24 protein-coding genes are annotated in these 23,595 nt (G+C 72.4%); 7 read left to right on the top strand and 17 right to left on the bottom strand.

What is annotated here, in order from left to right:
• Nucleotides 1–7: 7 nt before the first annotated feature.
• The gene (locus DRV96_RS08845) at nt 8–208 is read right to left on the bottom strand and encodes a DUF2905 domain-containing protein (protein ID WP_119290048.1); all 201 of its coding nucleotides are present in this window, start codon (nt 206–208) and stop codon (nt 8–10) included.
• 232 nt (nt 209–440) lie between these two features.
• On the opposite strand from DRV96_RS08845, the gene DRV96_RS18015 reads away from it, so the two are divergent.
• Together DRV96_RS18015 and DRV96_RS18390 are read left to right on the top strand one after the other, a co-directional pair.
• Nucleotides 441–674, top strand: a complete 234-nt coding sequence (locus tag DRV96_RS18015; RefSeq protein WP_162910993.1) for a hypothetical protein — start codon at nt 441–443, stop codon at nt 672–674.
• Between the two features lie 4 nt (nt 675–678).
• Nucleotides 679–852 carry a hypothetical protein gene (locus tag DRV96_RS18390; protein WP_210757004.1) on the top strand — a complete coding sequence of 58 codons (174 nt, stop codon included), beginning with the start codon at nt 679–681 and terminating at the stop codon, nt 850–852.
• Nucleotides 853–907: 55 nt separating this feature from the next.
• Here DRV96_RS18390 and DRV96_RS08840 read toward each other — a convergent pair whose 3' ends face one another.
• From DRV96_RS08840 to DRV96_RS18570, 4 genes are all read right to left on the bottom strand, one after another.
• Nucleotides 908–4,201 (bottom strand): PAS domain-containing hybrid sensor histidine kinase/response regulator, encoded by a 3,294-nt coding sequence (locus DRV96_RS08840; RefSeq protein ID WP_119290008.1) that lies wholly within the window; start codon nt 4,199–4,201, stop codon nt 908–910.
• 77 nt (nt 4,202–4,278) lie between these two features.
• Nucleotides 4,279–5,106, bottom strand: coding sequence for an orotidine-5'-phosphate decarboxylase (gene pyrF, locus DRV96_RS08835; RefSeq protein WP_119290046.1), 828 nt, complete (start codon nt 5,104–5,106; stop codon nt 4,279–4,281).
• A 54-nt stretch (nt 5,107–5,160) separates the two neighbouring features.
• Nucleotides 5,161–6,531 carry an adenylosuccinate lyase gene (purB, locus tag DRV96_RS08830; protein ID WP_119290006.1) on the bottom strand — a complete coding sequence of 457 codons (1,371 nt, stop codon included), beginning with the start codon at nt 6,529–6,531 and terminating at the stop codon, nt 5,161–5,163.
• Between the two features lie 91 nt (nt 6,532–6,622).
• A complete protein-coding gene (locus DRV96_RS18570) occupies nt 6,623–6,757 on the bottom strand; it encodes a 4-vinyl reductase (protein WP_235823343.1) in 135 nt (44 codons plus the stop codon).
• A gap of 44 nt (nt 6,758–6,801) precedes the next feature.
• Between DRV96_RS18570 and DRV96_RS08820 the strand changes: the two genes are divergently transcribed.
• Complete coding sequence (locus DRV96_RS08820; protein ID WP_119290002.1) at nt 6,802–7,425, top strand: haloacid dehalogenase type II; 624 nt, start codon at nt 6,802–6,804, stop codon at nt 7,423–7,425.
• Between the two features lie 36 nt (nt 7,426–7,461).
• Here DRV96_RS08820 and DRV96_RS08815 read toward each other — a convergent pair whose 3' ends face one another.
• The 6 genes from DRV96_RS08815 to DRV96_RS08790 all read right to left on the bottom strand — a co-directional run bounded on the left by DRV96_RS08815 (nt 7,462) and on the right by DRV96_RS08790 (nt 12,679).
• Entirely contained in the window at nt 7,462–7,992 is a 531-nt protein-coding gene (locus DRV96_RS08815; protein WP_119290000.1) for a hemerythrin domain-containing protein, read from the bottom strand.
• A 51-nt stretch (nt 7,993–8,043) separates the two neighbouring features.
• Nucleotides 8,044–9,363 (bottom strand): TRAP transporter large permease, encoded by a 1,320-nt coding sequence (locus tag DRV96_RS08810; protein ID WP_235823342.1) that lies wholly within the window; start codon nt 9,361–9,363, stop codon nt 8,044–8,046.
• Nucleotides 9,363–9,869 carry a TRAP transporter small permease subunit gene (locus DRV96_RS08805; protein ID WP_119289996.1) on the bottom strand — a complete coding sequence of 169 codons (507 nt, stop codon included), beginning with the start codon at nt 9,867–9,869 and terminating at the stop codon, nt 9,363–9,365. The genes DRV96_RS08810 and DRV96_RS08805 overlap by 1 nt, the downstream gene beginning before the upstream one ends.
• Before the next feature lie 80 nt (nt 9,870–9,949).
• Entirely contained in the window at nt 9,950–11,017 is a 1,068-nt protein-coding gene (gene dctP, locus DRV96_RS08800; protein WP_119289994.1) for a TRAP transporter substrate-binding protein DctP, read from the bottom strand.
• A gap of 28 nt (nt 11,018–11,045) precedes the next feature.
• The gene (locus DRV96_RS08795; RefSeq protein ID WP_119290044.1) at nt 11,046–11,858 is read right to left on the bottom strand and encodes a sterol desaturase family protein; all 813 of its coding nucleotides are present in this window, start codon (nt 11,856–11,858) and stop codon (nt 11,046–11,048) included.
• A 65-nt stretch (nt 11,859–11,923) separates the two neighbouring features.
• Entirely contained in the window at nt 11,924–12,679 is a 756-nt protein-coding gene (locus tag DRV96_RS08790; protein WP_119289993.1) for an alpha/beta fold hydrolase, read from the bottom strand.
• Between the two features lie 62 nt (nt 12,680–12,741).
• Between DRV96_RS08790 and DRV96_RS08785 the strand changes: the two genes are divergently transcribed.
• From DRV96_RS08785 to DRV96_RS08775, 3 genes are all read left to right on the top strand, one after another.
• Nucleotides 12,742–13,992, top strand: a complete 1,251-nt coding sequence (locus tag DRV96_RS08785; protein WP_119289990.1) for an iron-containing alcohol dehydrogenase — start codon at nt 12,742–12,744, stop codon at nt 13,990–13,992.
• A 164-nt stretch (nt 13,993–14,156) separates the two neighbouring features.
• Nucleotides 14,157–14,756, top strand: a complete 600-nt coding sequence (locus tag DRV96_RS08780; protein ID WP_235823341.1) for a GntR family transcriptional regulator — start codon at nt 14,157–14,159, stop codon at nt 14,754–14,756.
• Nucleotides 14,757–14,803: 47 nt separating this feature from the next.
• Nucleotides 14,804–16,105, top strand: coding sequence for a polysaccharide pyruvyl transferase family protein (locus DRV96_RS08775; RefSeq protein WP_210757003.1), 1,302 nt, complete (start codon nt 14,804–14,806; stop codon nt 16,103–16,105).
• A gap of 28 nt (nt 16,106–16,133) precedes the next feature.
• Here the strand turns inward: DRV96_RS08775 and DRV96_RS08770 are convergent, their stop codons facing one another.
• The gene (locus DRV96_RS08770; RefSeq protein ID WP_119289988.1) at nt 16,134–17,738 is read right to left on the bottom strand and encodes a GMC family oxidoreductase; all 1,605 of its coding nucleotides are present in this window, start codon (nt 17,736–17,738) and stop codon (nt 16,134–16,136) included.
• Between the two features lie 135 nt (nt 17,739–17,873).
• Between DRV96_RS08770 and DRV96_RS08765 the strand changes: the two genes are divergently transcribed.
• Nucleotides 17,874–18,401 carry a CBS domain-containing protein gene (locus tag DRV96_RS08765; protein WP_119289986.1) on the top strand — a complete coding sequence of 176 codons (528 nt, stop codon included), beginning with the start codon at nt 17,874–17,876 and terminating at the stop codon, nt 18,399–18,401.
• A 90-nt stretch (nt 18,402–18,491) separates the two neighbouring features.
• Here the strand turns inward: DRV96_RS08765 and DRV96_RS08760 are convergent, their stop codons facing one another.
• From DRV96_RS08760 to DRV96_RS08740, 5 genes are all read right to left on the bottom strand, one after another.
• Entirely contained in the window at nt 18,492–18,974 is a 483-nt protein-coding gene (locus DRV96_RS08760; protein ID WP_119290037.1) for an NUDIX hydrolase, read from the bottom strand.
• A 247-nt stretch (nt 18,975–19,221) separates the two neighbouring features.
• Entirely contained in the window at nt 19,222–19,668 is a 447-nt protein-coding gene (locus DRV96_RS08755; protein ID WP_119289983.1) for an OsmC family protein, read from the bottom strand.
• A 22-nt stretch (nt 19,669–19,690) separates the two neighbouring features.
• On the bottom strand, nt 19,691–19,975 hold the full coding sequence (locus DRV96_RS08750) for a metal-sensing transcriptional repressor (RefSeq protein WP_119289981.1): 285 nt from the start codon (nt 19,973–19,975) through the stop codon (nt 19,691–19,693).
• Between the two features lie 58 nt (nt 19,976–20,033).
• The gene (locus tag DRV96_RS08745) at nt 20,034–20,264 is read right to left on the bottom strand and encodes a YgaP family membrane protein (protein ID WP_119289979.1); all 231 of its coding nucleotides are present in this window, start codon (nt 20,262–20,264) and stop codon (nt 20,034–20,036) included.
• 18 nt (nt 20,265–20,282) lie between these two features.
• The gene (locus DRV96_RS08740; protein WP_235823340.1) at nt 20,283–23,594 is read right to left on the bottom strand and encodes an efflux RND transporter permease subunit; all 3,312 of its coding nucleotides are present in this window, start codon (nt 23,592–23,594) and stop codon (nt 20,283–20,285) included.
• Between the last annotated feature and the right edge of the window lies 1 nt (nt 23,595).

Here is a 23,595-nt window from a genome sequence, read left to right as displayed (position 1 = left end):
GCGCCGCTCAGCGGCGCCACCACCAGATCAGCAGCGAGACGACGAGCGAGATCACGAGCCCCGTCGTGATCGGCGCGAAGAAGTGGAACCCGTCGCGCTCGATGTGGATGTCGCCCGGCAGCCGCCCCCACGGCACGCGGCCGAGCCAGGGCCACAGCAGCCCGAGGACGAGCAGGACGACGCCGAGGCTGATCAGCAGACGCTGCATCGTGTGCGCAGACGGCAACGCAGAGTTCGACGCGCCGCATTGTGCGGCGACGGCGCATGCGGCCGTCGGCTGACGGATTTCGTCACTGCCGGCCGTCGCGCCGCGCCGCGGTGGCCGAAATCGGTCACACCGGTGACGCGGCGGCGTGACATCGTGCACGCCGCTGCACGTTGGCACGCTGGCATGGAAGATGCCCCGTGCCGATACGAGATTGCAACGAGGACCGACCGCCATGCCCCTGTCGCCGACCGTCCTGCGCCGCCCGCCCCGCCCCGCCGCCCCACGTTGCCACGGCGGGGTGTCGTCGCTGCTGCGCGTGTCGGCGAGCGCCGCGCGCCGCAGCGCACGGGCGGTCGGACGCTGGCTGCAGGTTCCGGCGCCTGCCGCGACCGCCGGCGAGCCGCAGCCGGGCTTCATCACGCCGCTGCAGCCCAGCGCCGCGGTGCGCGTGGCTGCAGGGGGTTGACGCGTTGGAGCGCCGCCCGCTGGCCCCCCCACGCCCGGCGCTGACGCCGCCGCGCGCTGCGCTGCGTCCCGGCGCCGCCGGGGCGCGTCACGCGGCGACGCCGGCCGCGCGCACGCCGGTGCTCGCAGTGTCGCGCGCGCCACAGCAGCTGTCGCTGTTCCCGCCCAGGCGCGGCTGAGGCCTGGCGCGGCGGCTTTGCCGCGCCAGCCGCCGCTGCGCGCCGGTGCGCACCGTCACCGCCGCAGCCAGCGCCGCAGCACCTCGAACAGCCGCGTGCGGTCGGCGGGCTTCGGGGTGAAGTCGTTCATGCCGGCCTCGAGCGCCTTGTCGCGCTCGGCGGCCAGCGCGGCCGCGGTGAACGCGATGATCGGCAACTGCCGCGTGTCGGCGCGCTGGCGCAGCCGGCGCGCGGCCTCGTAGCCGTCCATCTCGGGCATCTGCAGATCCATCAGCACCGCGTCGAACGGGCGGCCGGCGGCGTGCGCGCGCTCGACGGCCTCGAGCGCGAGGCGTCCGTTGGCCGCCGTGGCGACTTCGATGCCCCACTGGCGCAGCATCTCGGCGGCGATCAGCTGGTTCAGCTCGTTGTCCTCGACGACGAGCACGCGCGCGCCGGCCAGGGGCCGCTCCTCGAGCGTGCCGAAGCCGGTCAGCGGCGTGGCCTCGGGCGCGAGCTCGAGCGGCAACTCGGCCCAGAAGCGGCTGCCTTCGCCGAGGCGGCTGTCGACGCCGACCTCGCCGCCCATCAGCCGCGCGAGTTCGCGGCAGATCGACAGCCCGAGCCCGGTGCCGCCGAAGCGCCGCGTCGTCGACTGGTCGGCCTGCATGAACGGCGCGAACAGCCGCGACTGCACCGCCGGGTCGATGCCGGGGCCGGTGTCGTGCACCTCGAATAGCACGCGCGGGCGCCCGCCGCCGCCCAGCCGGTGCGCCGCCACGCGCACGCTGCCGCCGCGCGGCGTGAACTTCAGCGCGTTGCTGACGTAGTTCTGCAGGATCTGGCGCACGCGCGTCGGGTCGCCGACGACGGCCTGCGGCACGTCGTCGTCGATGTCGAGCGTCAGCGCGAGCCCGTAGCCCTCGGCGAGCTTGGCGTAGCCGCGCTGCAGCGTGTGCAGCAGCTGGTGCAGGTCGAACGGCACGTGCTCGACGTCGAGCTTGCCGGCCTCGATCTTCGACAGGTCGAGGATGTCGGAGATCACCGGCGCGAGCGCCTCGGCGCTGTCGGCGATCAGGTCGAGGTAGTGACGCCGCTGCGCGTCGTCGATGTCGGGGCGGCGCGCCATCTGCGTCAGGTTCAGCAGCGCGTTGAGCGGCGTGCGGATCTCGTGGCTCGTGTTGGCCAGGAACGCGCTCTTCGCGCGGTTGGCCGCCTCGGCGTCGTCGCGCGCCTTGGCCAGCGCCTGCATCAGCTGGCGCTGCTCGGTCACGTCCTCGGTGATCCACACCGTGCCGCCCTGGCTCGGGTGTTTCGGGTCGACGGCGCGCGCGAGCATGCGGCAGACGATGCGGCTGCCATCGCGGCGCACGACCTCGGCCTCGATCTCGACGCGTTCGCCGCGCCCGAGCGCCGGGCCGTACTCGCGGCCGATGCGTTCGTACTCCTCGTCGCTCGGCCACACGACGCGCGCCGGCTGGCCCACGAGCGAGCCCGGCGGCCAGCCGAGCATCTCCTCGAACGCCGGGTTGACGAGCTGGAACGTCTGGTCGCGCGTCAGCGCGATGCCGATCGACGCGTTGGCGACGATGGCCTCGCGCTCGAGGCGCGCGCGCTCGACGGCGGTCACGTCGCGCGCGCTCAGCACGACGTAGTCGCGCCCGTCCATCTCGAAGCGCGCCGCCGAGACGACCATCTGTGCGCGGCGCCCGTCCTTCGTCACGAAGGTGCACGGCCAGTTGCGCTGCGCGCCGTCGGCCTGCAGTGCGCGCACGAGGTGATCGCGCTCGGTGGGGTCGGCCCAGATGCCGATCTCGAGCGCGCTGCGGCCGATCACTTCCTCGCGCGTGTAGCCGGTGACCTGTTCGAACGACTCGTTGACCATCACGTAGCGCCCCGTCGTCAGGTCCGTGAGCGTGACGACGTCGGGGCTGGTGGCCACCAGGTGCGACAGCAGCGCCTCGGAGCGGCGCACCGCGGCCTCGGTCGACGCACGCTCGGTCTCGTCGACGAGGATCGCCAGCGTCGCCGGCCCGTCGGCTGCGGCCACGCGCACCGCACTGGCCTGCACGAGGATGTGCTGCCCGTCGAGCGAGACGACGTGCAGCTCGGTGGGCTCCATCGCCTGGCCGACCGGCATCGACTCCATCTGCCGCAGCGCCGCGCGCATCGCCTCGCGCGCCGGTCCGGGCTCGGTGTGCGCGTCGAGGTGGTGGCCCAGCATCGACGGCAGGTCGCGGTAGCTGAACAGTGCCACCGCGGCGGGGTTCGCGTCGAGGATGCGCCCGCGCCGGTGCAGCACGAGCGGCGTCGGCAGGCGGCGGAACAGCTCGCGGTAGCGCGTCTCGGTGATCGTCAGCGCGGTGCGTGCGGCGACTTCGGCGGTGACGTCGCGCGCCACACCCCAGTAGCCGAGGAACACGCCGCGGTGGTCGAAGCGCGGCTCGCCGCTGACGCTCAGGTGGCGCAGCGTCGCGCCGTCGCGCCAGCGCAGCGTGCGGTCACGAAACGGCTCGCGCGCCTCGACGTCGGCGCGCAGCGCATCGAGCGTGTCGTCGTCGAACAGCAGGCACGGCAGCTCCCACGGCGGCGCCAGCGGCGGCTGCTCGTCGGCGATGAAGCTGCCGTCGGGCTGGCGGTGCGCGACGTGCGTCAGCGCGTAGTGCGCGTCGAGCTCCCAGTACGCGTCGGCCGCGATGCCGAGCAGGCCGACGAACCGCTGCTCGCGCGCCTGGCTCGCGCGCACATAAAGCGAAATCACGTGCGCCACCAGCAGTCCGCAAGCGACGCCGCCGCCGACCATCAGCAGCTGTAACGCGAGCCGCCACTCGATCGGCTTGCCGGCGGCCGGCGGTCCGGCGATCCAGCCCATCTGTTCGCCGGCGGCCAGCGCGAGCAGCAGCAGCACGCACCACGCCGCGACCGCGAGCCCGGCGCCGACCGTCGTCACCGCGGTCAGCGCCGCCACGACGAGGCCGAAGACGCCCAGCGCGACGCTCGACAGTCCCCACTGGTGCAGCACGGTGCCCGCGGTCACGAGGCTGACGACGCCGATCGCGACGGCGGCCAACGCCAGCGGCACGTGACGGTCGCGCAGCTGCGTGGCCCAGGCGCTGCCGAGCGCGAGCGCGCCGAACGCGGCGGCGAGCCCGTAGTTCCAGTGGCCTGCGACGGGGCCGGCGAGCAGCTGGATCACGACACCCACGAGCGCACCCGCCGCGACCGTCCCGAAGAAGTAGCGGGCGATCGTGGCGCTGACCTGCTGTCGCGGATCGAGGGTGTCGGCGGAAGTCAAGTCGGTGAGCGCGAGTGCGGCGGGCGCCGGGGCCGGATCGGCCCCCGGCGCGTCGTCGTGTTCGCGCGGCAGCACGGTGTCTGCGCTTATCGACGGCGACCGCAACAAACTGAAACGGGGGTGGCGCGACAGGCGGTGGGCCGTGCGCAATGTCACACGCCGTCGGCCGCGCGCGCGCGGTTCAGCGCATCGCGGGTGCGGCACGCCGCCTCGCGCGCGGCAGCGGCGAAGTCGGCGCTCGCGTCGGCGTACAGGATCGCGCGCGACGAGTTGACGACGATCGGCCCGCCAGGCCGCCAGCCGGCGCGCACGGTGGCCTCGGCGTCGCCGCCCTGCGCGCCGACGCCCGGAATCAGCAGCGGCAGCGCCGGCGCGAGCTCGCGCACGCGCGCGATCTCGGCCGGGTAGGTGGCGCCGACGACGAGGCCGAGCTGGCCGTTGCGGTTCCACGGGCCCGCGGCCAGTCGCGCGACGCGCTCGTAGACGCGCTCGCCGCCGTCGAGCCGCTGCGCCTGCAGGTCGTCGCCGCCGGGGTTCGAGGTGCGGCACAGCAGGATCGCGCCCTTGCCGTCCCAGCGCAGGAACGGCTCGAGCGAGTCGAAGCCCATGAACGGCGACAGCGTCACGGCGTCGGCGGCGTAGCGCTCAAAGGCCTCGCGCGCGTACTGCTCGGCGGTCGCGCCGATGTCGCCGCGCTTGGCGTCGAGGATCACCGGCACGCCGGGCGCCACCGCGTGGATGTGCGCGACGAGCCGCTCGAGCTGGTCCTCGGCGCGGTGTGCCGCGAAGTAGGCGATCTGCGGCTTGAAGGCGCAGACGAGGTCGCGCGTCGCGTCGACGATCGCCGCGCAGAAGTCGAAGATGCGCGCCGCGTCGCCGCGCCATGCGTGCGGAAACCTCGACGGCTCGGGGTCGAGCCCGACGCACAGCATCGAGTCGTGGCGATGGGTGGCGGCCCGCAGGGCCTCGACGAAGTTCACGCCGGTCAACTGTACAGGGTCACCGCGGTCCGTCGCCGCCGCGGCGGCGCGCGTTCAGATGCGGCGTGCCAGTGCGGCCGCGGCGCCGGTGTACGACGCCGGCGTCATCGCCTTCAGACGCTCGCGCTCGGCCGCCGGCAGGTCGGTGAGGCCGTCGATGAACGCGGCGATCGTCTCGCGCGTGACGGCCTGCCCGCGCGTGAGCGCCTTCAGCCGCTCGTACGGCTCGGGCAGTCCGTGGCGGCGCATCACGGTCTGGATCGCCTCGGCCAGCACCTCCCAGGCCGCGTCGAGGTCGGCCGCCAGCGCCGCACGGTCGAGCTCGAGCTTGTCGAGCCCGCGCGCGAGCGAGTCCAGCCCGAGCACCGCGTAGCCGAGCGCGACGCCCATGTTGCGCAGCACCGTGCTGTCGGTGAGGTCGCGCTGGAAGCGCGAGATCGGCAGCTTCTGGCTCAGGTGCGCGAGCAGCGCGTTGGCCAGCCCGAAGTTGCCCTCGGCGTTCTCGAAGTCGATCGGGTTGACCTTGTGCGGCATCGTCGACGAGCCGACCTCGCCGGGCTTGAGCTTCTGCCGGAAGTAGCCCAGCGAGATGTAGCCCCACGCGTCGCGGCACCAGTCGACGAGGATCGTGTCGCAGCGCGTGATGGCGTCGAACAGTTCGGCCATCGAGTCGTGCGGCTCGATCTGGATCGTGTACGGGTTGAACGCCAGCCCCAGACGGTCCTCGACGACGTGGCGCGCGAAGCGCTCCCAGTCGAAGTCGGGCCACGCCGCGAGGTGCGCGTTGTAGTTGCCCACCGCGCCGTTCATCTTCGCGAGCAGCCGCACGCCGGCGATGCGCTCGCGCGCGGTGGCCAGGCGCGCGACGACGTTGGCGATCTCCTTGCCCACCGTCGTCGGGCTGGCGGTCTGGCCGTGCGTGCGCGACAGCATCGGCACGTCGGCGAACGCGTGCGCCATCGCGCGCAAGCGGTCGACCACGCCGTCGAGCGCGGGCAGCAGCACCTGGCGGCGCGCGGCATCGAGCATCAGCGCGTGCGCCGTGTTGTTGATGTCCTCGCTGGTGCAGGCGAAGTGCACGAACTCGCCGGCGGCCTTCAGTTCGGCGTGGCTGTCGAAGCGCGACTTCAGCCAGTACTCGACGGCCTTGACGTCGTGGTTCGTCGTCTTCTCGATGTCCTTGATCGCCTGCGCGTCGGCCTCCGAGAAGCGCACCACCAGCCCGCGCAGCAGCCCGCGCGCGGCCTCCGACAGCGGCTTGAACTCGGCGAAGCCGGCGTCCGACAGCGCGATGAACCACTCGACCTCGACCTGCACGCGGCGGTGCATCAGGCCGAACTCCGACAGCAGCGGGCGCAGCGCCGCAAGCTTGGCGGCGTAGCGGCCGTCCAGCGGGGACAGCGCGGTGAGGGCGGAGAGGGTCATCGGCGGCAGGGCTAGAGCGCCCGCCGTGGCGGGCGGATCCGGGATTCTAGGCCGCCCACCCCCTTGCACCGCGCGCCGGGTGCGGCCCGGCTCACCACCGCACCTCGAAGCGGCACGCGTCGTCGCCGCAGGCCTCGCAGGCGGTCTCGGCGACGCTCGCGCGCGGGTGCACCAGCGCGCGGAACAGCCGCTCGAACGTCGCGGCGTAGAAGTCGCACGCGGGCACGTCGCTGGCGAGGCCGCGGCGCCGAGCGACGCGCGCAGCACGGCGTGCAGCCGCGTGACCGCGGCCTCGACGTCGACTGGGCCGCGTTCGCCGACGAATGGCGCGCCGGCTATCCGGTGGCGATGGGCGAGGTGCGCCGCGGCGCGCTGCCGTGGACCAACCTCGACGGTTTGCACCGGCGCATCCTCGACCGGCTGCTCGCGGCCCGCGGCATCGTGCTCGACGATGCCGAAGCCGCCGAGTTCAACCGCGTCTGGCACCGCCTCGACCCCTGGCCCGACAGCGTCGAGGGACTGACGCGGCTGAAGGCGCGGTTTCCGGTCGCGACGCTGTCGAACGGGAACGTGCGGCTGCTCGTCGACATGGCGCGGCACGCCGGGCTGCCGTGGGATGCGATCTTCAGCGCCGAGCTGTTCGGCCACTACAAGCCCGACCGCGAGGTCTATCTCGGTGCGTGCCGCCTGCTCGACCTGCCGCCGTCGCAGGTGCTGATGGTCGCGGCGCACCCGAGCGACCTGAGCGCGGCACGCGCCGCCGGCCTGATGACGGCCTACGTACCGCGCCCGCTCGAGCGCGGCGCGGGGGCGGCGATGGAGCCGTGGAGCGACGGCGAGTTCGATCTCGTCGCCGACGACTTCGTCGACCTCGCGCGCCGACTCGGCGTCTGACCCCGGGTCCGGGCGGCTCGGGCGGCCGATGGCCGCTCACAGCATGCCCCACTTCGCGGCCGGCAGCCGCGACAGCAGGACCGCGATCGCGAGACGGTCCTGCGCGTCGGGGGAGAGCAGGCATCGCGCGAGCGGCACCAGCACCTCGTCCTCGAGCTGGGCGTGCTGTCGATAGGCCTCGACGAGGCGGCGCAGCGCCTGCGCGTCCACCCCCTCCCGCTGGCCGGCCGCGATGCCGTGCAGCGAGCGGGTCGCCTGCGTCCACAACCGCTCGAGCGCCTCGTGCTCGGCCTGCAGGCGCTGCGCGAGGCCCAAGACGCTTTCGCGCTGTTCGGCGGTGGCGTCCGCGCGTGCGACGAGCGGCCAGAACTCGCGCTCCTCCTCGCGATGGTGCGGCACGATGACCTGCTCGAACACGCCGAGCAGGTCGCGCGCCGACGCCCGCTGCTCGTCGCCGTAGGGCATCTCGGCGGGCCATGCCGCGAGCTGCTCGAGCTGTGCCAGCGCGTCGCGGATCGCGTCGTGCGCGCCGAGAAACAGGGCGAAGGGGTCGCGGGTGGGCTTCATGATGCGTCCTGTGCGGGCTTGCGTGCTCGCGGCGCCACGGCCGGCTCGTCGTCAGCGCAGCTGCAGCGCGAGCTGCGGCAGCCACGTCACCAGGGGCGGCCAGTACAGCGTCGCGGCGAGCACGATCACCTGCAGGCCGATGAACGGCACCATGCCCGCATACATGTGCCGCATCGTGATCTCCGGCGGGGCGACGGCGCGCAGGTAGAAGATCGCGGGTGCCAGCGGCGGCGTCAGGTAGCTGGTCTGGATCATGATGAGGAACAGGATGCAGAACCACACCGGATCGAAGCCGGCGGCCGTGACCAGCGGCGTGAAGATCGGCAGGAAGATCAGGACGATCGAGATCCAGTCGAGGAAGAAGCCGGCGATGAACAGCACCAGCAGCAGCAGGAGCAGCAGCGCCCACGGCCCCAGGTTCATCTCGCCGATCAGCGTGCTGGCCAGCCCGATGCCGCCGCTGCCGACGAACACGCCGGTGAACAGCGTCCCGCCGAGCAGCACGGCCATGATCATCGCCGTCACGCGCACCGTCTTCAGCAGTGCGTCGTACATCCCCGGCCACGTGAAGCGGCCGTACATCACCGTGAGCAGCACCGCGCACACGCAGCCGATGCTCGCCGCCTCCGTCGGCGAGGCCACGCCGCCGAGGATGGAGCCCAGCACCGCGACGATCATCGCCAGCGGCGGCACGAGGTTGCGGGCCGTGATCGCGAGCTTTTGACCCAGCCCCGGCTCGTCGGGCTCGCGCGGGATCCGCGGCCCGTGCCCGGGCTTGACGATGCACAGCGCCAGGATGTAGACGAGGTACAGGCCGGCCAGCAGCAGCCCAGGCAGCACCATGCCGTACATCAGGTCGCCGACCGACACGTTGGCCAGCGGCCCCATCACGATGACGACGACCGACGGCGGGATGATCGTGCCCAGCGAACCGCCCGCGCAGATGACGCCGCTGATCAGCCGCTTGTCGTAGCCGTAGCGCAGCATGATCGGGATCGTCAGCAGGCCCACGATCGACTCGGTCGCGCCGATGACGCCGCTCGAGGCGGCGAAGATGATGCACATCACCACCGTCGCGATCGCCAGCCCGCCGGGCAGGCGCCGCGTCCAGATGTGCACCGCCTCGAAGAGCCGGTCGGCGATGCCCGACTTCTCGAGCACCGCGCCCATGAAGACGAACAGCGGGATCGCGGCGAAGACGAAGTTGGACGCGAGGTCGTCGATCTTCTCGACGAACTGATGGACGACCGCCGCGCCGAAGGTGACGAGACCGAACAGCGTCGCGGTCAGCAGCATTGCGAACGCGACCTGCACGCCGAGGAACATCAGCCCGAACGCGACGGGCAGCATCAGGAACGGCAGGTACTCCATCACGACGGCCGCCGCGGTTGCGCCAGCGCGGCGAGCGACTTCAGCAGCTCGCACAGCACCTGCAGGCACAGCGTCGCGAAGGCGACGCAGAAAACGAGCCGGAACGGCCACACCGGCAGGTTGAGCGCCGACTGGCCGGACGTCTCGCCGCGCGCGTAGCCCTCGCTCATGTACCGCCACAGCGTCGCGACCAGCCAGATCAGGATCGGCAGTACGAGGGCGTAGACGACGGCGTCGACGGCGTGGCGCAGCCTTCGCGGCATCTTGCCGCTGAAGACGTCGATGCGGATGTGCTCACCCTGGCGCAGGGTGTACGCCAGCGCCAGGAGGAAGTGCGCGCCGGTGAGCGTGTAGCCGATCTCGTAGGCCCAGATCGTCGGCGCGCCGAACGCATACCGCGCCACGACCTCCCAGGTGGTGGCCAGCACCAGCGGCACGAGGAGCAGCGCGGCGAACGTGCCGATGCCCACGACCAGCCGTTCGGCATGGCCGATGAAGTGATTCACGGATGTCCCCTGTGGTCAGCGGGCCGTGGCGTCCCGCGGCAGTGGCGCGCGCCTGCGCGGGCGCGCGCCACATGAGACGCTCAGGCCCTCTGCACCTTGACCTTGCGCCAGCTGTCGGCGTCACGCCAGGCGAGGTCGAAGTCCTGCTGGCTCTTGTGCACCCGCGCGAACCACTTGAACTTGCCCTCCTGCGCGGTCTTCGCCGCCCACTCGAGCCCGAGCTTGCGGGTCGCGAACTGAACCTCGTCGTCCAGCTCGATCATCGTCACGCCGTTCTTCTTGTAGAAGTCGAACGCCTTCGCATCTTCGGCGCCAATCCGCGCCCAGCTCTCGAACGTGACCAGCTTGGCGACGACTTCGACGAGGCGGCGGTCGTTGGCCGGCATCTTGTCCCACACGCCCTTGTTGATGACGAGCTCGAACGGCGCGCAGGGCTGGTGCACGCCGGGGTAGCTCAGGAACTTGGCGACCTTGAAGAAGCCCGGCGAGATGTTTTCCCACAGGGTGCCCCACTCGGTCGCGTCGATGGCGCCGCGCTCGAGCATCGGGAACACGTCGCCGCCGGCGGTGGTGACCGGGGCCGCGCCGAGGTCCTTCGCCATCTCGAGCCAGGCCCCGGCGGTGCGCAGCTTCAGCCCCTTGAGGTCGGCCAGCGTGCGCACCGGGCGGCGCGAGTGAAGGAAGACCTCCGCGGTGCGCATGAACAGCGGGAACGAGATCACGCCGTCGACCTCTTCGCGGAACTCGCGCTGCATCTCGGCGCCGCCGGCCTCGTACAGCCAGTGCAGCATGCGCTCGGCGTCGAAGCTGCCGGCGTAGCCGCCGAACAGCGCCGTCGTCGGATCCTTGCCCCAGTCGTAGCCGATCCAGGTGTGGCCGCACTCGGCGAGTCCGTTCTTGACGGTCTCCGGAACCTTCAGCGCGTTGCCGAGCGCGCCGCCCGGGAAGGTCTGGATCTTGAAGCGCCCTCCGGACAGGAGTTCCATGCGTTCGGCGAACGCCTTCGCGCCGATGTCCATCAGCGGGCCGCCCGCCCAGCCGGTGGCCATCTTCCAGTTGTAGGTGGGTCCCGTCTGCGCCTGCGCGCCGACGGTTGCGAGCATGCCGAGCCCGGCCACGCCGGTGCCGATGAGGTGGCGTCGTTTCATGGTGTGTCTCCTGGAGGGTTGGAAGGGCTCAGGCCAGCGCCTGCTTTTCCTCGGGGGTGAGGACCGGGCCATCGAGCGTGACGCGCTGCTCCTGGGTGTCGCTGTTGCGGAAGCGCGCGACGATGGGTTTCAACTCGGGCTTGATGTAGGTCTCGTCGTAGCCGTTGAACAGCGTGCCGATCAGGCCGCGGTTCAGGTCGCTCGTCCCCATGATCCAGTCGAAGATGGGGAAGGTCAGGTTCATGTTCTTGTGCATCATGATTCCCTGGTTGTGGTGCGCGGTGTGGTGGCGCCGGATCGTGTTGATGAACGGCATGTGGCGCACGAACCAGTTGTCCTTCACGTGGCAGCACAGGTGGAAGACCTCGTACACGAGGTAGTGCCCGACCATCGTGATATAGAGGATGTAGCCGGCGTTGGGATTGAAGATCTGCGCGGCGATCCAGCCGAGGATCGTTCCGGCGACGCCGAGCACGATGAGGACGCGCCACGGGAAGAACACGATGCGGAACTCCCGCGGCGAGTCGATCGTGATGTCGTTGTCGGTGAAGTACTGGTGGTGCTCCCGCGTGTGGCGCTCGTAGATGGCCCGCAGCGCGAACACGTCGATGCGGCGGTGCATCACGTACTTGTGCATGGCCCACTCGATGAAGTTGCCGGCGAGGAACACCGGCACCACGAGCAGCCACTCCCAGGTGGCGTTGTCGAGCTGGTTCAGGCAGTACCAGATCGCCCCGATGCCCACCGCGAACATCACGCCGGTGTGCACGAACCCGTTGTAGAACGGGCTGATGCGGCCCTTGTACTGCTCACGGAAGCGGCGCTGCTTTTCGGTCATCATGATTCGTGCCTCCATGACATGCGACTGACATATCAGTGGCATCGTAGAAGTCGTGGCGAACGGTGTCAAGCCTCGAGAAAGGCGCGCATCGCCTCGCCGACGGCGGTCGTCGCCTGCGACAGCGCGGCGTGTCCGACGCCGGGCAGCGGCATCCACCGGCTCGCGCGCAGGTGGTTCGCCAGCCACAGGCCGTGCGCCAGCGGGCACTGGTCGTCGGCCTCGCCGTGGATGACGAGCGCGGGCACGGTGACGGCCTGCGCGGCGGCACGCAGGTCTGCGGCACGCACCGAGGCCCAGCTCGCGGCGACCGCATCGGCGTCGGCGACGGCGGTCAGTCCCAGCCGCCGCGCCCGCGCGTGCGCTTCCTCGGCGACCTCCCGCGCCGACTCGCCGCGAAACCACACGGCGCCCGGTACGGCGCAGGCCGTGCCCGAGACCAGCACGATGCGGTCGATCCCGGCCTGCCCGTGGCGCGCCAGCAGCGAGAGGATCACGCTGACCCCCATGCTCCAGCCCGCCAGCGCGAGCGGCCCGTCGTGACGGCTGCGCAGATCGTGCAGCAGCGCGTGCACGAGGTCGGCGTAGTGGTCGATGTGGTAGTAGGCGTCGTGCGTGCGCGTCTCGGCGGCCGTCCAGCGCGGCGACAGGCCGCGGCCGGGGAGGTTCGGCGCGACGCAACGGCGCCGCAGCAGGTGGGGCAGCACGGGTGACCACGCATCGGCGGTGCCCTGGATGCCGTGGATCAGCACCAGCGGCGCGCCGGCGCCGGCCTGCCGAAGCTCGAGGCTCGCAGCGATGCGACTTGTGCTGCCCACAAACATGCCAGTAGTATGTCAGTGATGTACAGCAAGTCTCTCAACGTGGCGACGACCACGCATCCGTCATGACCCTAAGTCCCGACAACCCGATCACCCTGTGCACGCCACCGCGCGTGCTGTGCGCCGACGGCGCGCGCTTTCGCATCGCCCCGCTGTGCCGTCGCCTCGGCTGGCGGCGCGCCCTCGTGGTCACCGACCGCTGGTTCGTCCAGCACAGCGCCGAGTTCGGCGGGCTGCTCGCCGCGCTGCGGGGCCACGGCGTCGCGGTGCACGTGTTCGACGGCGGTGCGCCGGACCCGTCGACGACGCTGGTCGACGAGGCGACACAGTGGGTCGCCCGCGAGGGTGTGGCGCCCGACCACCTGATCGCGTGGGGAGGCGGCAGCAACATCGACCTGGCCAAGGCGCTGTCGGTCACGATCCCGAACGCGCGGCCCGTCGGCGAACTGGTCGGCCACGCCGACTGGCCCGTCGCGCCGCTGCCGCTCGTGGCCGTGCCCACCACCGCGGGCACCGGCTCGGAGATCACGCCGGGCGCAATCCTCGTGCAGCCGGGCAGCGCGACGAAGGTCGCGCTGATGGCCAACGGCTTGCGGCCGGCCGTCGCCGTCGTCGACCCCGAACTGACGCTCACGTGCCCCGCGCGCGTGACCGCCGATGCGGGCCTCGACGCGCTGACGCACGCGATCGAGTCGTGGCTGACGAAGGACGCCGTCGACTTCGACGTGGAGGGCGACCCGGATCCCGGCTACAGCGGGCGCAGCGAACTCACCGTCATGTTCGCCCGCGAGGCGACGGCGCTCGTGTTCCGCCACCTCGCCACGGCCTTCGAGCACCCGCAGGACCGGCAGGCCCGCCGGGGCATGGCGCGGGCCAGCCTGTATGCCGCGATGTCGTACGCGACGGCAGGCCTGAACGCGGTCCACGGCCTGGCGTATGCGCTCGCCGGGTTGACCCACGCGAGCCACGGCAGCACCAACGCCGTCATGCTGCCCTACGTGATGGACGCGCTGGTCGACGTCCGGCGCGACGAGCTGGCCGAGATCGCACGGCTGGCCGGCGCGCAGGGCGCTGACCGCCTCGCGCTGGCGCGCTCGGCGCCCGTGCTCACGCGCGAGCTGGTCCGCCGCGTCGGCATCGCCACCGATCTGGTAGCGTTCGGGGTCGCTGAGGAGGACCTGCCACGGCTGGTGGCGGATGGACTGGCGGTGAAGCGGTTGGCGAAGGCCTGGCCCGGCGGGGCCGTGGCCGACGACTACGCCCGCATCGTGCGCCACGCGTTCCACGGCGAACTTTCCGGGTGCAGGCGTCGATGACCAGAAAAATCGCGGACCGGCCAACGCAAGGCCTCGCTCGAAAATCGGCCTCGGGCCGCAGCAGCGCTGCCGGCCGGGCCGTCAAGCGCGCGACCGATGCGGCCCGACGTGACCACGCGCCGTCACCGAGTCTGACGACACAGGCCTACGAGCGCATCGAGGAGATGATCGTCCAGCTCGAGCTGAGGCCCGGGGCGGCGATCAGCGAGGCGGAGCTGTCGGCGCGGCTGGGCATCGGGCGAACCCCGGTGCGCGAAGCGCTGCAGCGCCTGGCGCGCGAGCACCTCGTGCAGATCCTGCCGCGTCGCGGCGTGCTCGTGTCCGAGCTCGACATCAAGCGGCAGCTGCGCCTGCTCGAAGTGCGCCGCGAGGTCGAGCGCCTCGTCGCGCGCTTCGCCGCGCGCCGTGCGACCGAGGCCGAACGCAAGCAGTTCGCCGATCTCGCGCGCGAGTTCATGACCGCGGCGAAGACCAAGGATCAGACGCGCTTCATGCGCGCCGACAAGGCGTTCAACGACCTGTCGGTGCGCGTGGCCCGCAACGAGTTCGCTGCCGGCGCGATGGGACTGATGCACGGCCTGTCGCGGCGGTTCTGGTTCCTGCACCACCGGCAAGCGGGGGACATCGAGTCGATGGCCTCGCTGCACGGCGTACTGGCCAAGGCCATCGCCGACGGCGACGAGCCCGGCGCCGCCAAGGCATTGGATGCGCTGATCGACTACACGACGGCGTTCACGCGCGAGACCGTCAGTACCGATTTCTGAGCACGCGCCGGCGCCCCGCCGTCCCGACCCCCCGAACCGCGCCGCCGGTGAACCGCTGCCGTCGCCCCCGCGACGACCCGCACGACCGCCTGCCGCCCGGCGGCGCGGCCGGCGCGCCGGGCGGTGCCGGCCCGGCGCGCTCACCGGCGTCGCTCGTCGTCTTCGGCGCGTTCGACCGCCACAACCTCGGCGACCTGCTGTTCGCGCACCTCGCGCAGGCGCTGCAGCCCGGCGAGGCGCCGATCTTCGCCGGGCTGGCCTCGCGCGACTTGCGCCCGCTCGGCGGCCATCGCGTGCACGCGCTGGCCGAAGTCGCGGCCGAGGTCGGCGAGCGTCCGGTGCGCGTGCTGCAGCTTGGTGGCGAGCTGCTGACCTGCACCGCGTGGCAGGCCGCGGTGATGCTGCTGCCGCCCGGGCAGGTGCAGCCGACGCTGGCGTGGCTCGCGCGCCGCCCGTCGACGCGCCGGCGCTGGGTGCGCGACGCGCTCGGCCGCGACGATCGCGCGCCGTACCTGCTCGCGCGCGGGGCGCTGCCGCACGTCGATCACCTCGTCGTCGCCGGCGTCGGCGGTGTCGACCTGGCGCGCTGCGCGCCGGCGATGCGCGCCGAAGTCGTCGCCAAGCTGCGCGCGGCCGACGCGCGGAGCGTGCGCGACCGTGTCACGCAGCGTGCGCTGCACGACGCCGGCGTCGAGTGCGCGCTCGTGCCCGACCCGGCGGTGCTCGTCGCGCAGGCGTTCGGCGCGCGCATCGCCGCGCACATGCGAGCAGGCGACGTGCAGCGCGCCACCGCCGCGTTCGCCGGCGGCTACGTCGCCTTGCAGGCGAGCGCGGCCTTCGGCGACGACGCGACGCTCGACGTGCTGGCCGCGCAGCTGCGCGCGGTGCAGGCCGCCACGGGCCTCGGCGTCGTGCTGTGGCGCGCCGGCGCCGCGCCGTGGCACGACGACCTCGGCGTGCTGCAGCGGCTGGCCGCGCGGCTGCCGACCGCCGGCGTGCGCGTGTTCGAGTCGCTGCACCTGTGGCAGACGTGCGCCATCGTCGCCGGCGCGCGGGCGGTGTGTGCAAGCAGCCTGCACGCGCGCATCGTCGCGCTGGCCTTCGGCCTGCCACGCGTGAGCCTGCGTCCACCCGGCGAGCCGGGGCAGCGGCGCAAGCTCGCCGCGTGGATCGCGACCTGGGATGCCGACACCGGCGGCCCCGTCAACGTGCCGCACACGGCCAAAGCGCTGCTCGCGGCGCTGGCGACACCCTCCGCGGCGCTGCGGCAGGCGGCGTCGCAGGCCATCGTCGCGTGGCAGGCGTACTGGCCGGCGCACGGGCCGTGGCACGGGCCGCCACAGCGGTAGCCCGCCGTGCGCGGCACCATGTCGCGCGTCAGAGCGGCGCCGCCTTCGCCGCCGCGCGGATCAGGTCGGCCGCCTTCTCTGCGATCATGATCGTCGGCGCATTGGTGTTGCCGCTGACGATGGTCGGCATCACCGACGCGTCGACGACGCGCAGCGCCTGCACGCCGTGCACGCGCAGCTGCGCGTCGACGACGTCGCCCGGCCCTGGGCCCATGCGGCAGGTGCCCACCGGGTGGTAGATCGTGTCGGCGTGGCGGCGCACGAACTGCTCGATCTGCGCGTCGTCGCGCGCCGCGGCCGACGTCGCGAACTCGCGCGCGCCATGCGCGGCCAGGGCCGGCTGCGCGAGGATCTCGCGCGTGATCTTGACGCCGCGCACCAGCGCGTCGACGTCGCCGCGCTCGGCGAGGAAGTTCGGGTCGATGCGCGGCGCGGCCAGCGGGTCGGCACTGGCCAGCGAGACGCTGCCGCGGCTGGCCGGGCGCAGCAGGCACACGTGGCACGAGTAGCCGTGGCCGAACACCGTCTTGCGCCCGTGGTCGACGAGCTTGCCGACCACGAAGTGCAGCTGTAGGTCGGGCGTCGCGACGTCGGGGCGGCTGCGCACGAAGCCGCCGGCCTCGGCGAAGTTGGTCGTCAGCATGCCGGTGCGCCGGCGCCGCCACTCGACGATGCCCCTGACGGCGCGCACCGCGCCGGCCAGCGAGATGCCGAACAGCTCGGTCAGGTGCGGCGCGTCGTAGCCGAGCACGACGTCGGGGTGGTCGTGCAGGTTCGCGCCGACGCCGGGCAGGTCGTGCACGACGGCGATGCCGTGGCGCTGGAGCGCGGCACCGGGCCCGATGCCCGACAGCATCAGCAGCTGCGGCGACTGCAGCGCGCCGGCGCTGAGCAGCACTTCGCGCCGCGCGCGCAGCGTGCGCACCTGGCCGCCTTCGCGCACCTCGACGCCGACGGCGCGGCGCCCCTCGAAGACGACGCGCAACGCCTGCACACCGGTGCGCACGTGCAGGTTCGTGCGGCCGAGGTGCGGCGTCAGGTAGGCCTTGGCGGCGCTGCAGCGCTCGCCGTCGCGGTGCGTGACCTGGTACAGGCCGAAGCCTTCCTGCCCGGCGCCGTTGAAATCGGGGTTCAGCGGGTACCCGGCCTGCTGCGCGGCCTCGACGAAGCGTTGCGCGAAGCGGTTCGGGCTGCGCAGGTCGGCGACGTTCAGCGGTCCGCCGGTGGCGTGGAACGCGTCGGCACCGCGCTCGTTGTGTTCTGCCTTGCGGAAGTACGGCAGCACGTCGTCCCAGCCCCAGCCGGGGTTGCCGGCGGCGGCCCACGCGTCGTAGTCCTCGCGCTGGCCGCGCAGATAGATCATCGCGTTGATCGAGCTCGACCCGCCGAGCACCTTGCCGCGCGGCTGGTAGCCGCGCCGACCGCCCAGCCCCGGTTGCGGCACCGTCTCGAAGGCCCAGTTCGCACCGCCGGTCTGCGCCAGCACCGCGAGGCCGGCGGGGCAGTGGATCAGCACGCTGTCGTCGCGCGGGCCGGCCTCGATCAGGCACACGCTCGCATCGGCGTCCTCGCTCAGGCGCCCGGCGAGCACACAGCCGGCGGAGCCGCCGCCGACGATGAGGTAGTCGTACACGAGGTGTCTCCCGCGCCGCGATGCGCGGGCATCTTAGGGGCCGCACTCTCGGCGCCGGTAGTGACGCCACTCCACGCCGGCGGGCCGCGCGGCGCGCACATACTTGCCGTACCGCACGCCCTGGAGGAACCCGCCATGACGATCGCCTCGATCTGCACCCGCACCGTCGTCACCGTCGACGCCGGGGCCACGCTCACCGACGCGGCGCGCCGCCTGCGCGAACACCACGTCGGCGCGCTCGTCGTCACGCACGCGACGCCCGACGGCGACGCCGTCGCCGGTGTCGTCACCGACCGCGACCTGGCCGTCGAGGCGCTCGCGCGCGGGCTCGACGCCGGCGCCGTGCGCGTCGGCGCGCTCGTGCGCGGGCCGCTGGTCGCGGTGCCCGAGGACGCCAGCTTGGCCGACGCCGTCGCGCAGATGCAGCAGCACGGCGTGCGCCGGCTGCTGGTGTCTGGCGCGCAGGGGCAGCTGGTGGGCGTCGTCTCGCTCGACGACGTCCTCGGCGCCTACGCCGAGCAGCTCGGCGCGCTGGCGCAGGTCGTCAAGGCCGCGCTCGCGCGCGAGGTGCAGGAGCGAGCGGCACTGGCCGCACCGCCTCTGCCGCCGCTACGCGTGCCGGCGATGGGCACGGCCGGCTGGCAGCCGCCCGGCGGGTTCTGACGCCGCGCGCTCGCGGGCGGCGGCGCCGCGCTGCCGTGGCGACGCCTGCCCCGACGAGGCGCCCCGTGCGGGGCACCGGTGCGGCGGCGCTCAGGCGGCCACCGGCGCGTGGCGGCGCAACTGCTGCAGCACGCGCGGCAGGTCGACGCGGCTGACGAGCACCGAGGCGAGCTTCGGCCGGCACTGCACCGCGACCGCGTCGAACGCGAACCAGCCGAAGGCGTCCATCTCGGGCAGCTTGCGCCCGCTCGTCGGGCACGTGAAGCGGCTCTCGCAGCGCAGGCCCTGCGGGTCGAGCCGCGGCTGCAGCGTCGCGAACAGGTGCAAGTCGGTGCGCGCCGTGTAAGCGAAGCGGCCGAGGTCGAGCAGCGCGGCGTCGGCCAGCGCGAGGCCCGTCTCCTCGCGCGTTTCGCGCAGCGCCGCCTCGCGCGGCGACTCGCCGGTGTGGGCGCCACCCTTCGGCAGGTCCCAGTGGTCCTGGCCGGTGACGTGGCACAGCAGCAGCTCGGCGGCCTCGTTGACGATCACGATGCCGCAACTCAGACGCCGGGAGCCGAATTCGAACGCCGACACGCACACCCCTGAAAGTGGCTGCACACACCCACCACGCACGAGGCGTGCCAGCGGTTGACACGGCCGGTGTCAGCGCCACCCGAGCAGGGGGTGTCCCGACCATAGCGCCGGTGTGTGACGGCCATCGGTCGAACAGCGCGGCGTTCACGCGGCAAACCCGAAGGGACAACGAGCAGCCGCCGGGGTGCCGAAGGGGCGGCGCGCTGCCGCCCGGGTGCCGAAGGGGCGGCGATCAGCCGCCCAGGGGCTACTTCAGCCGGGCGCCGTGGGCGTCGAAGACCTGCACCGTGATCGGGATGCCCTGGCCGACGCTCTGCGTGACGGTGCAAAACGCCTCGAACTGAGCCAGCACGCGGTCGAGGTGCTCGAGCGCGTCGGCCGGCACGCCCAGCGTCAGCACGGCGCGCATGCCGAGCACGCGCAGCCGTCCTTCGGCGTTGCGGCCGACCTCGGCGCTGACCTCGGTCGTGATCGGCTCGGGCTGCTGCTTGAACTTGCGCAGCGCGAACAGCAGCGAGTCCGACAGGCAGTTGCCCACCGCGGCGGCGAGCAGCTGCATCGGCGACGGGCCGGCGCCCTGGCCGAGCGGCGGCGGCTCGTCGCTGCGCAGCGGCGGCACGCCGTCGCCGAAGTGCACGTCGAACTGGTAGTCGTGCGCCTGCGTCAGGCGCACGGTGACGCTCTTGTCGCTCATGCCGGCTCCGTCGGCCGCGGCGTCAGCGCACCTTGCCGAGCAGCGTCTGCACGTCGTCGAGCACGGCGTGCAACTCGCCACGGCGCCCGTCGCCGACGCGCGTGGCGAGCTCCTGCTCCATGAAGCACACCGTCATGCGCACGTAGGTCGCGTCGAGCGCCTTGCGCACCGCGGCCATCTGGCTCGCGATGTCGAGGCAGGCCTGGCCTTCCTCGATCATGCGCTGGATGCCGCGCAGCTGGCCTTCGGCGCGCTTGAGGCGGTTGAGCAGGTCGGTACGGCTCTTCTCGTCGGTCAGCATGGACATGGCGCAACCCCGGTCGTCTGGATAGTCGGTCGAGGCGGCCATTGTCGCGCTCCTTGGCTCAGCTCGCGCAGGCGGCGCCGGCTTTCGATTCCGGCACGCCGAGCTTCTTCAGGATCAGCCCGAGCGGGCAGAAGTTGGTGAAGCCGAACTGGAACAGGTTGAAGCCGACGAAGGCGGTAAAGGCCAGCCACCACTTGCTGACGAACAGCGGCGAGCCTTCGACGCCCATCGCCAGCGACAGCATGATGAACAGGCCCGCGAAGATGCGGATGTAGCGTTCGACGGTCATGGGTTCACTCCTTGGGGTTCACGAGGGAAGCACCGGGCTTTCGAAGCGGCGCCGGTACGCCGCGTAGTACAGGACCGGGATCACGACGAGCGTCAGCAGCGTCGACACCAGGATGCCGAAGATCAGCGAGATCGCCAGCCCGTTGAAGATCGGGTCGTCGAGGATGAAGAAGGCGCCGATCATCGCGGCCAGCGCCGTCAGCGCAATCGGCTGCGCGCGCACCGCGGCCGAGTTGACGACCGCCTGCTTGAACGGCACGCCTTCCTTCACCTGCAGGTCGATGAAGTCGACCAGCAGGATCGAGTTGCGCACGATGATGCCGGCCAGCGCGATCATCCCGATCATCGACGTCGCGGTGAAGTTGGCGCCCAGCAGCGCGTGGCCGGGCATCACGCCGATGATCGTCAGCGGGATCGGCGCCATGATGACCAGCGGCACGCCGTAGTTGCGGAACTGCGCGACCACCAGCAGGTAGATCAGCACGAGCCCCACCGCGTAGGCGGCACCCATGTCGCGGAAGGTCTCGTAGGTGACCTGCCACTCGCCGTCCCACTTGATCGCGTATTCGCGGTATGGGTCGCTCGGCTGGCGGATCCAGTACTCGCCCAGCGTCGTGCCCGGCAGCGCCGCTTCCGCCAGGCGGCTGCGGATGCCGAACAGGCCGTACAGCGGCGAGTCGGGCGTGCGGCCGCCGGCGCCGACGTCGCCGAAGACGTAGCTCACGTGCTGCAGGTCCTTCGTGTACAGCGGCTTGTCGATGACGCCCTTTTCGACGCGCACGAGCTCCGACAGCGGCACGAGCTGGCCGTTGGCCGCGCGCAGCGGCAGCGCGAGCAGCGCGTCCAGCCCCACCTGCGCCTCGCGCGGCAGCTGCAGCCGCACCGGCACCGGGTACTTGCTCTGGCCATCGTGCAGCCACGCGGCGTCGGCGCCCGACAGTGCGCCGTGCACCGTCTGCGCGACCACCGCCACCGGGATGCCGAGCGACTCGGCGCGCTGGCGCTGCACGCGCAGGAAGGCGCGCGGTGCGTCCTCCTTCAGCGTGGTGTCGACGGCGACGATGTCGGGCGTCGCGTGGAAGGCCTGCTCGATGCGGCGCGCGAGCGCCTGGCGGCCGGCCTCGTCGGGGCCGTAGACCTCGGCCACCAGCGGGCTCATCACCGGTGGGCCCGGCGGCACCTCGACGACCTTGATGCGCGCGCCGTGCGCGGCGGCGATCTTCTCGAGCTCGGGGCGCAGCCGCTGCGCGATCGCGTGGCTCTGCTCGTGGCGGTGCGCCTTGTCGACGAGGTTGACCTGCAGGTCGCCCTGCTCGGCGTCGGCGCGCATGTAGTACTGGCGCACCAGGCCGTTGAACGTGATCGGGCTCGCGGTGCCGGCGTAGCCCTGCAGGTCGCGCACCTCGGGTTGCCGGGCGAGGAAGGCGGCCATGTCGTGCAGCGCGGCGGCGGTGTCCTCGAGCGGCGTGCCGGCCGGCATGTCGACGACGACCTGGAACTCGCTCTTGTTGTCGAACGGCAGCATCTTCAGCACGACCCACTGCACCGCGGCCAGCCCCACCGACAGCGCGAGCGCGGCGACGATGCCGGCGGCGAGCAGCCAGCGCTTGCGCGCACTGTCGAGCAGCGGCATCAGCAGCGCGGTGAACAGGCGCGACAGCTTGCCGGCCAGCCCCTTCGGCGCGTGGTCGGCGCCGGCGTCGTGCGCGGCGTGGCCGTGCGACTTCATCAGCTTCAGCGCGAGCCACGGCGTCACGGTGAACGCGATCGCCAGCGACAGCGCCATGCCCATGCTGGCGTTGATCGGGATCGGCGCCATGTACGGGCCCATCAGCCCGGTGACGAAGGCCATCGGCAGCAGCGCGGCGATGACGGTCAGCGTCGCGAGGATCGTCGGTCCGCCCACCTCGTCGACCGCCAGCGGGATGATCTCGGCCAGCGGCCTGCCCGGCGTCAGCTGCTGGTGGCGGTGGATGTTCTCGACCACCACGATCGCGTCGTCCACCAAGATGCCGATCGAGAAGATCAGCGCGAACAGGCTCACGCGGTTGAGCGTGAAGCCCCAGGCCCAGCTCGCGAACAGCGTCGCCGTCAGCGTCAGGATCACTGCCGCGCCGACGATCACCGCCTCGCGGCGGCCGAGCGCCAGGCCGACGAGGATGATCACCGAGCCGGTCGCGAACGCGAGCTTCTGGATCAGCTTGTTGGCCTTCTCGGCCGCGGTGGCGCCGTAGTCGCGCGTCACGGTGGCGCGGATGCCGTCGGGAATCACGGTGTTGCGCAGCTCGTCGAGGCGCTGCGTCGCCGCCGCGGCGACGTCGACCGCGTTCTCGCCCGGCTTCTTCGTCACGGTGATCGTGACTGCCGGGTACGCGGTGCCGGCCGGCCCGACGGCGTGGCCGCCGGGCTGCGCCTCGGCCGGCGCCGCCCCGGGCGTGAACCACACGTAGCGCTGCGGCTGCGCCGCGCCGGGCTCGACGCGCGCGACTTCGCGCAGGTACACCGGCTTGCCGGCGTGCACGCCGACGACGAGGTCGCCGACCTCGTCGGCCGAGCGCAGGAACTCGCCCGTCTCGACCGTCATCGCCTGACCGGCCGCGCCCATCACCTGGCCCGCGGGCATCCCGAAGTTGGCGGCGGCCAGCGTTTCGCGCAGCCGCACGACGTCGATGCCGCGCTGGCGCAGCCGGCTCGGGTCGAGCGTGACCTGCACGACGCGCCCGGGCCCGCCGATGGTCTGCACCTCGCGGCTGCCGCGCACGCGCTTGAGCTCGGCTTCGACGGTGTGCGCGACGCGCTCGAGCTCCTCGGCGCTGCGCGCGTCGTCGGCCCACAGCGTCACCGCGAGCACCGGCACGTCGTCGATGCCCTTCGGGCGCACGATCGGCGGCAGCGTGCCCAGCCCCCCAGGCAGCCAGTCCTGGTTGGCGTTGAGCACGTCGTACAGCCGCACCAGCGCCTCGGTGCGCGGCACGCCGACCTGGAACTGCACCGTCAGCACCGCCACGCCCGGGCGCGAGACCGAATAGGTGTGCTCGATGCCGTGGATCTGGCTGAGCACCTGCTCGGCCGGGCGCGCGACCATGTTCTGCACGTCGGCGCTGCTGGCCCCGGGGAACGGGATCAGCACGTTGGCCATCGTGACGTTGATCTGCGGCTCTTCCTCGCGCGGCGTCACGAGCACCGCGAACAGGCCGACCAGCAGCGCGACGAGCGCCAGCAGCGGCGTGATCGCGTTGGCCTGGAATGCGCGGGCGAGGCGGCCCGACACGCCCATCGGCGCGCCCGGTTCGCCGGCCGCGTCGGCGGCGGCTTTCAGCTCCGTCGTCATC

Origin of the sequence: Azohydromonas sediminis (assembly GCF_003574675.1) — a bacterium.
Classification (GTDB): Bacteria; Pseudomonadota; Gammaproteobacteria; order Burkholderiales; family Burkholderiaceae_C; genus Calidifontimicrobium; species Calidifontimicrobium sediminis.
The sequence above is the reverse complement of the archived record's forward strand: the minus strand, read 5'-3'. Positions and strand labels throughout refer to the sequence as shown.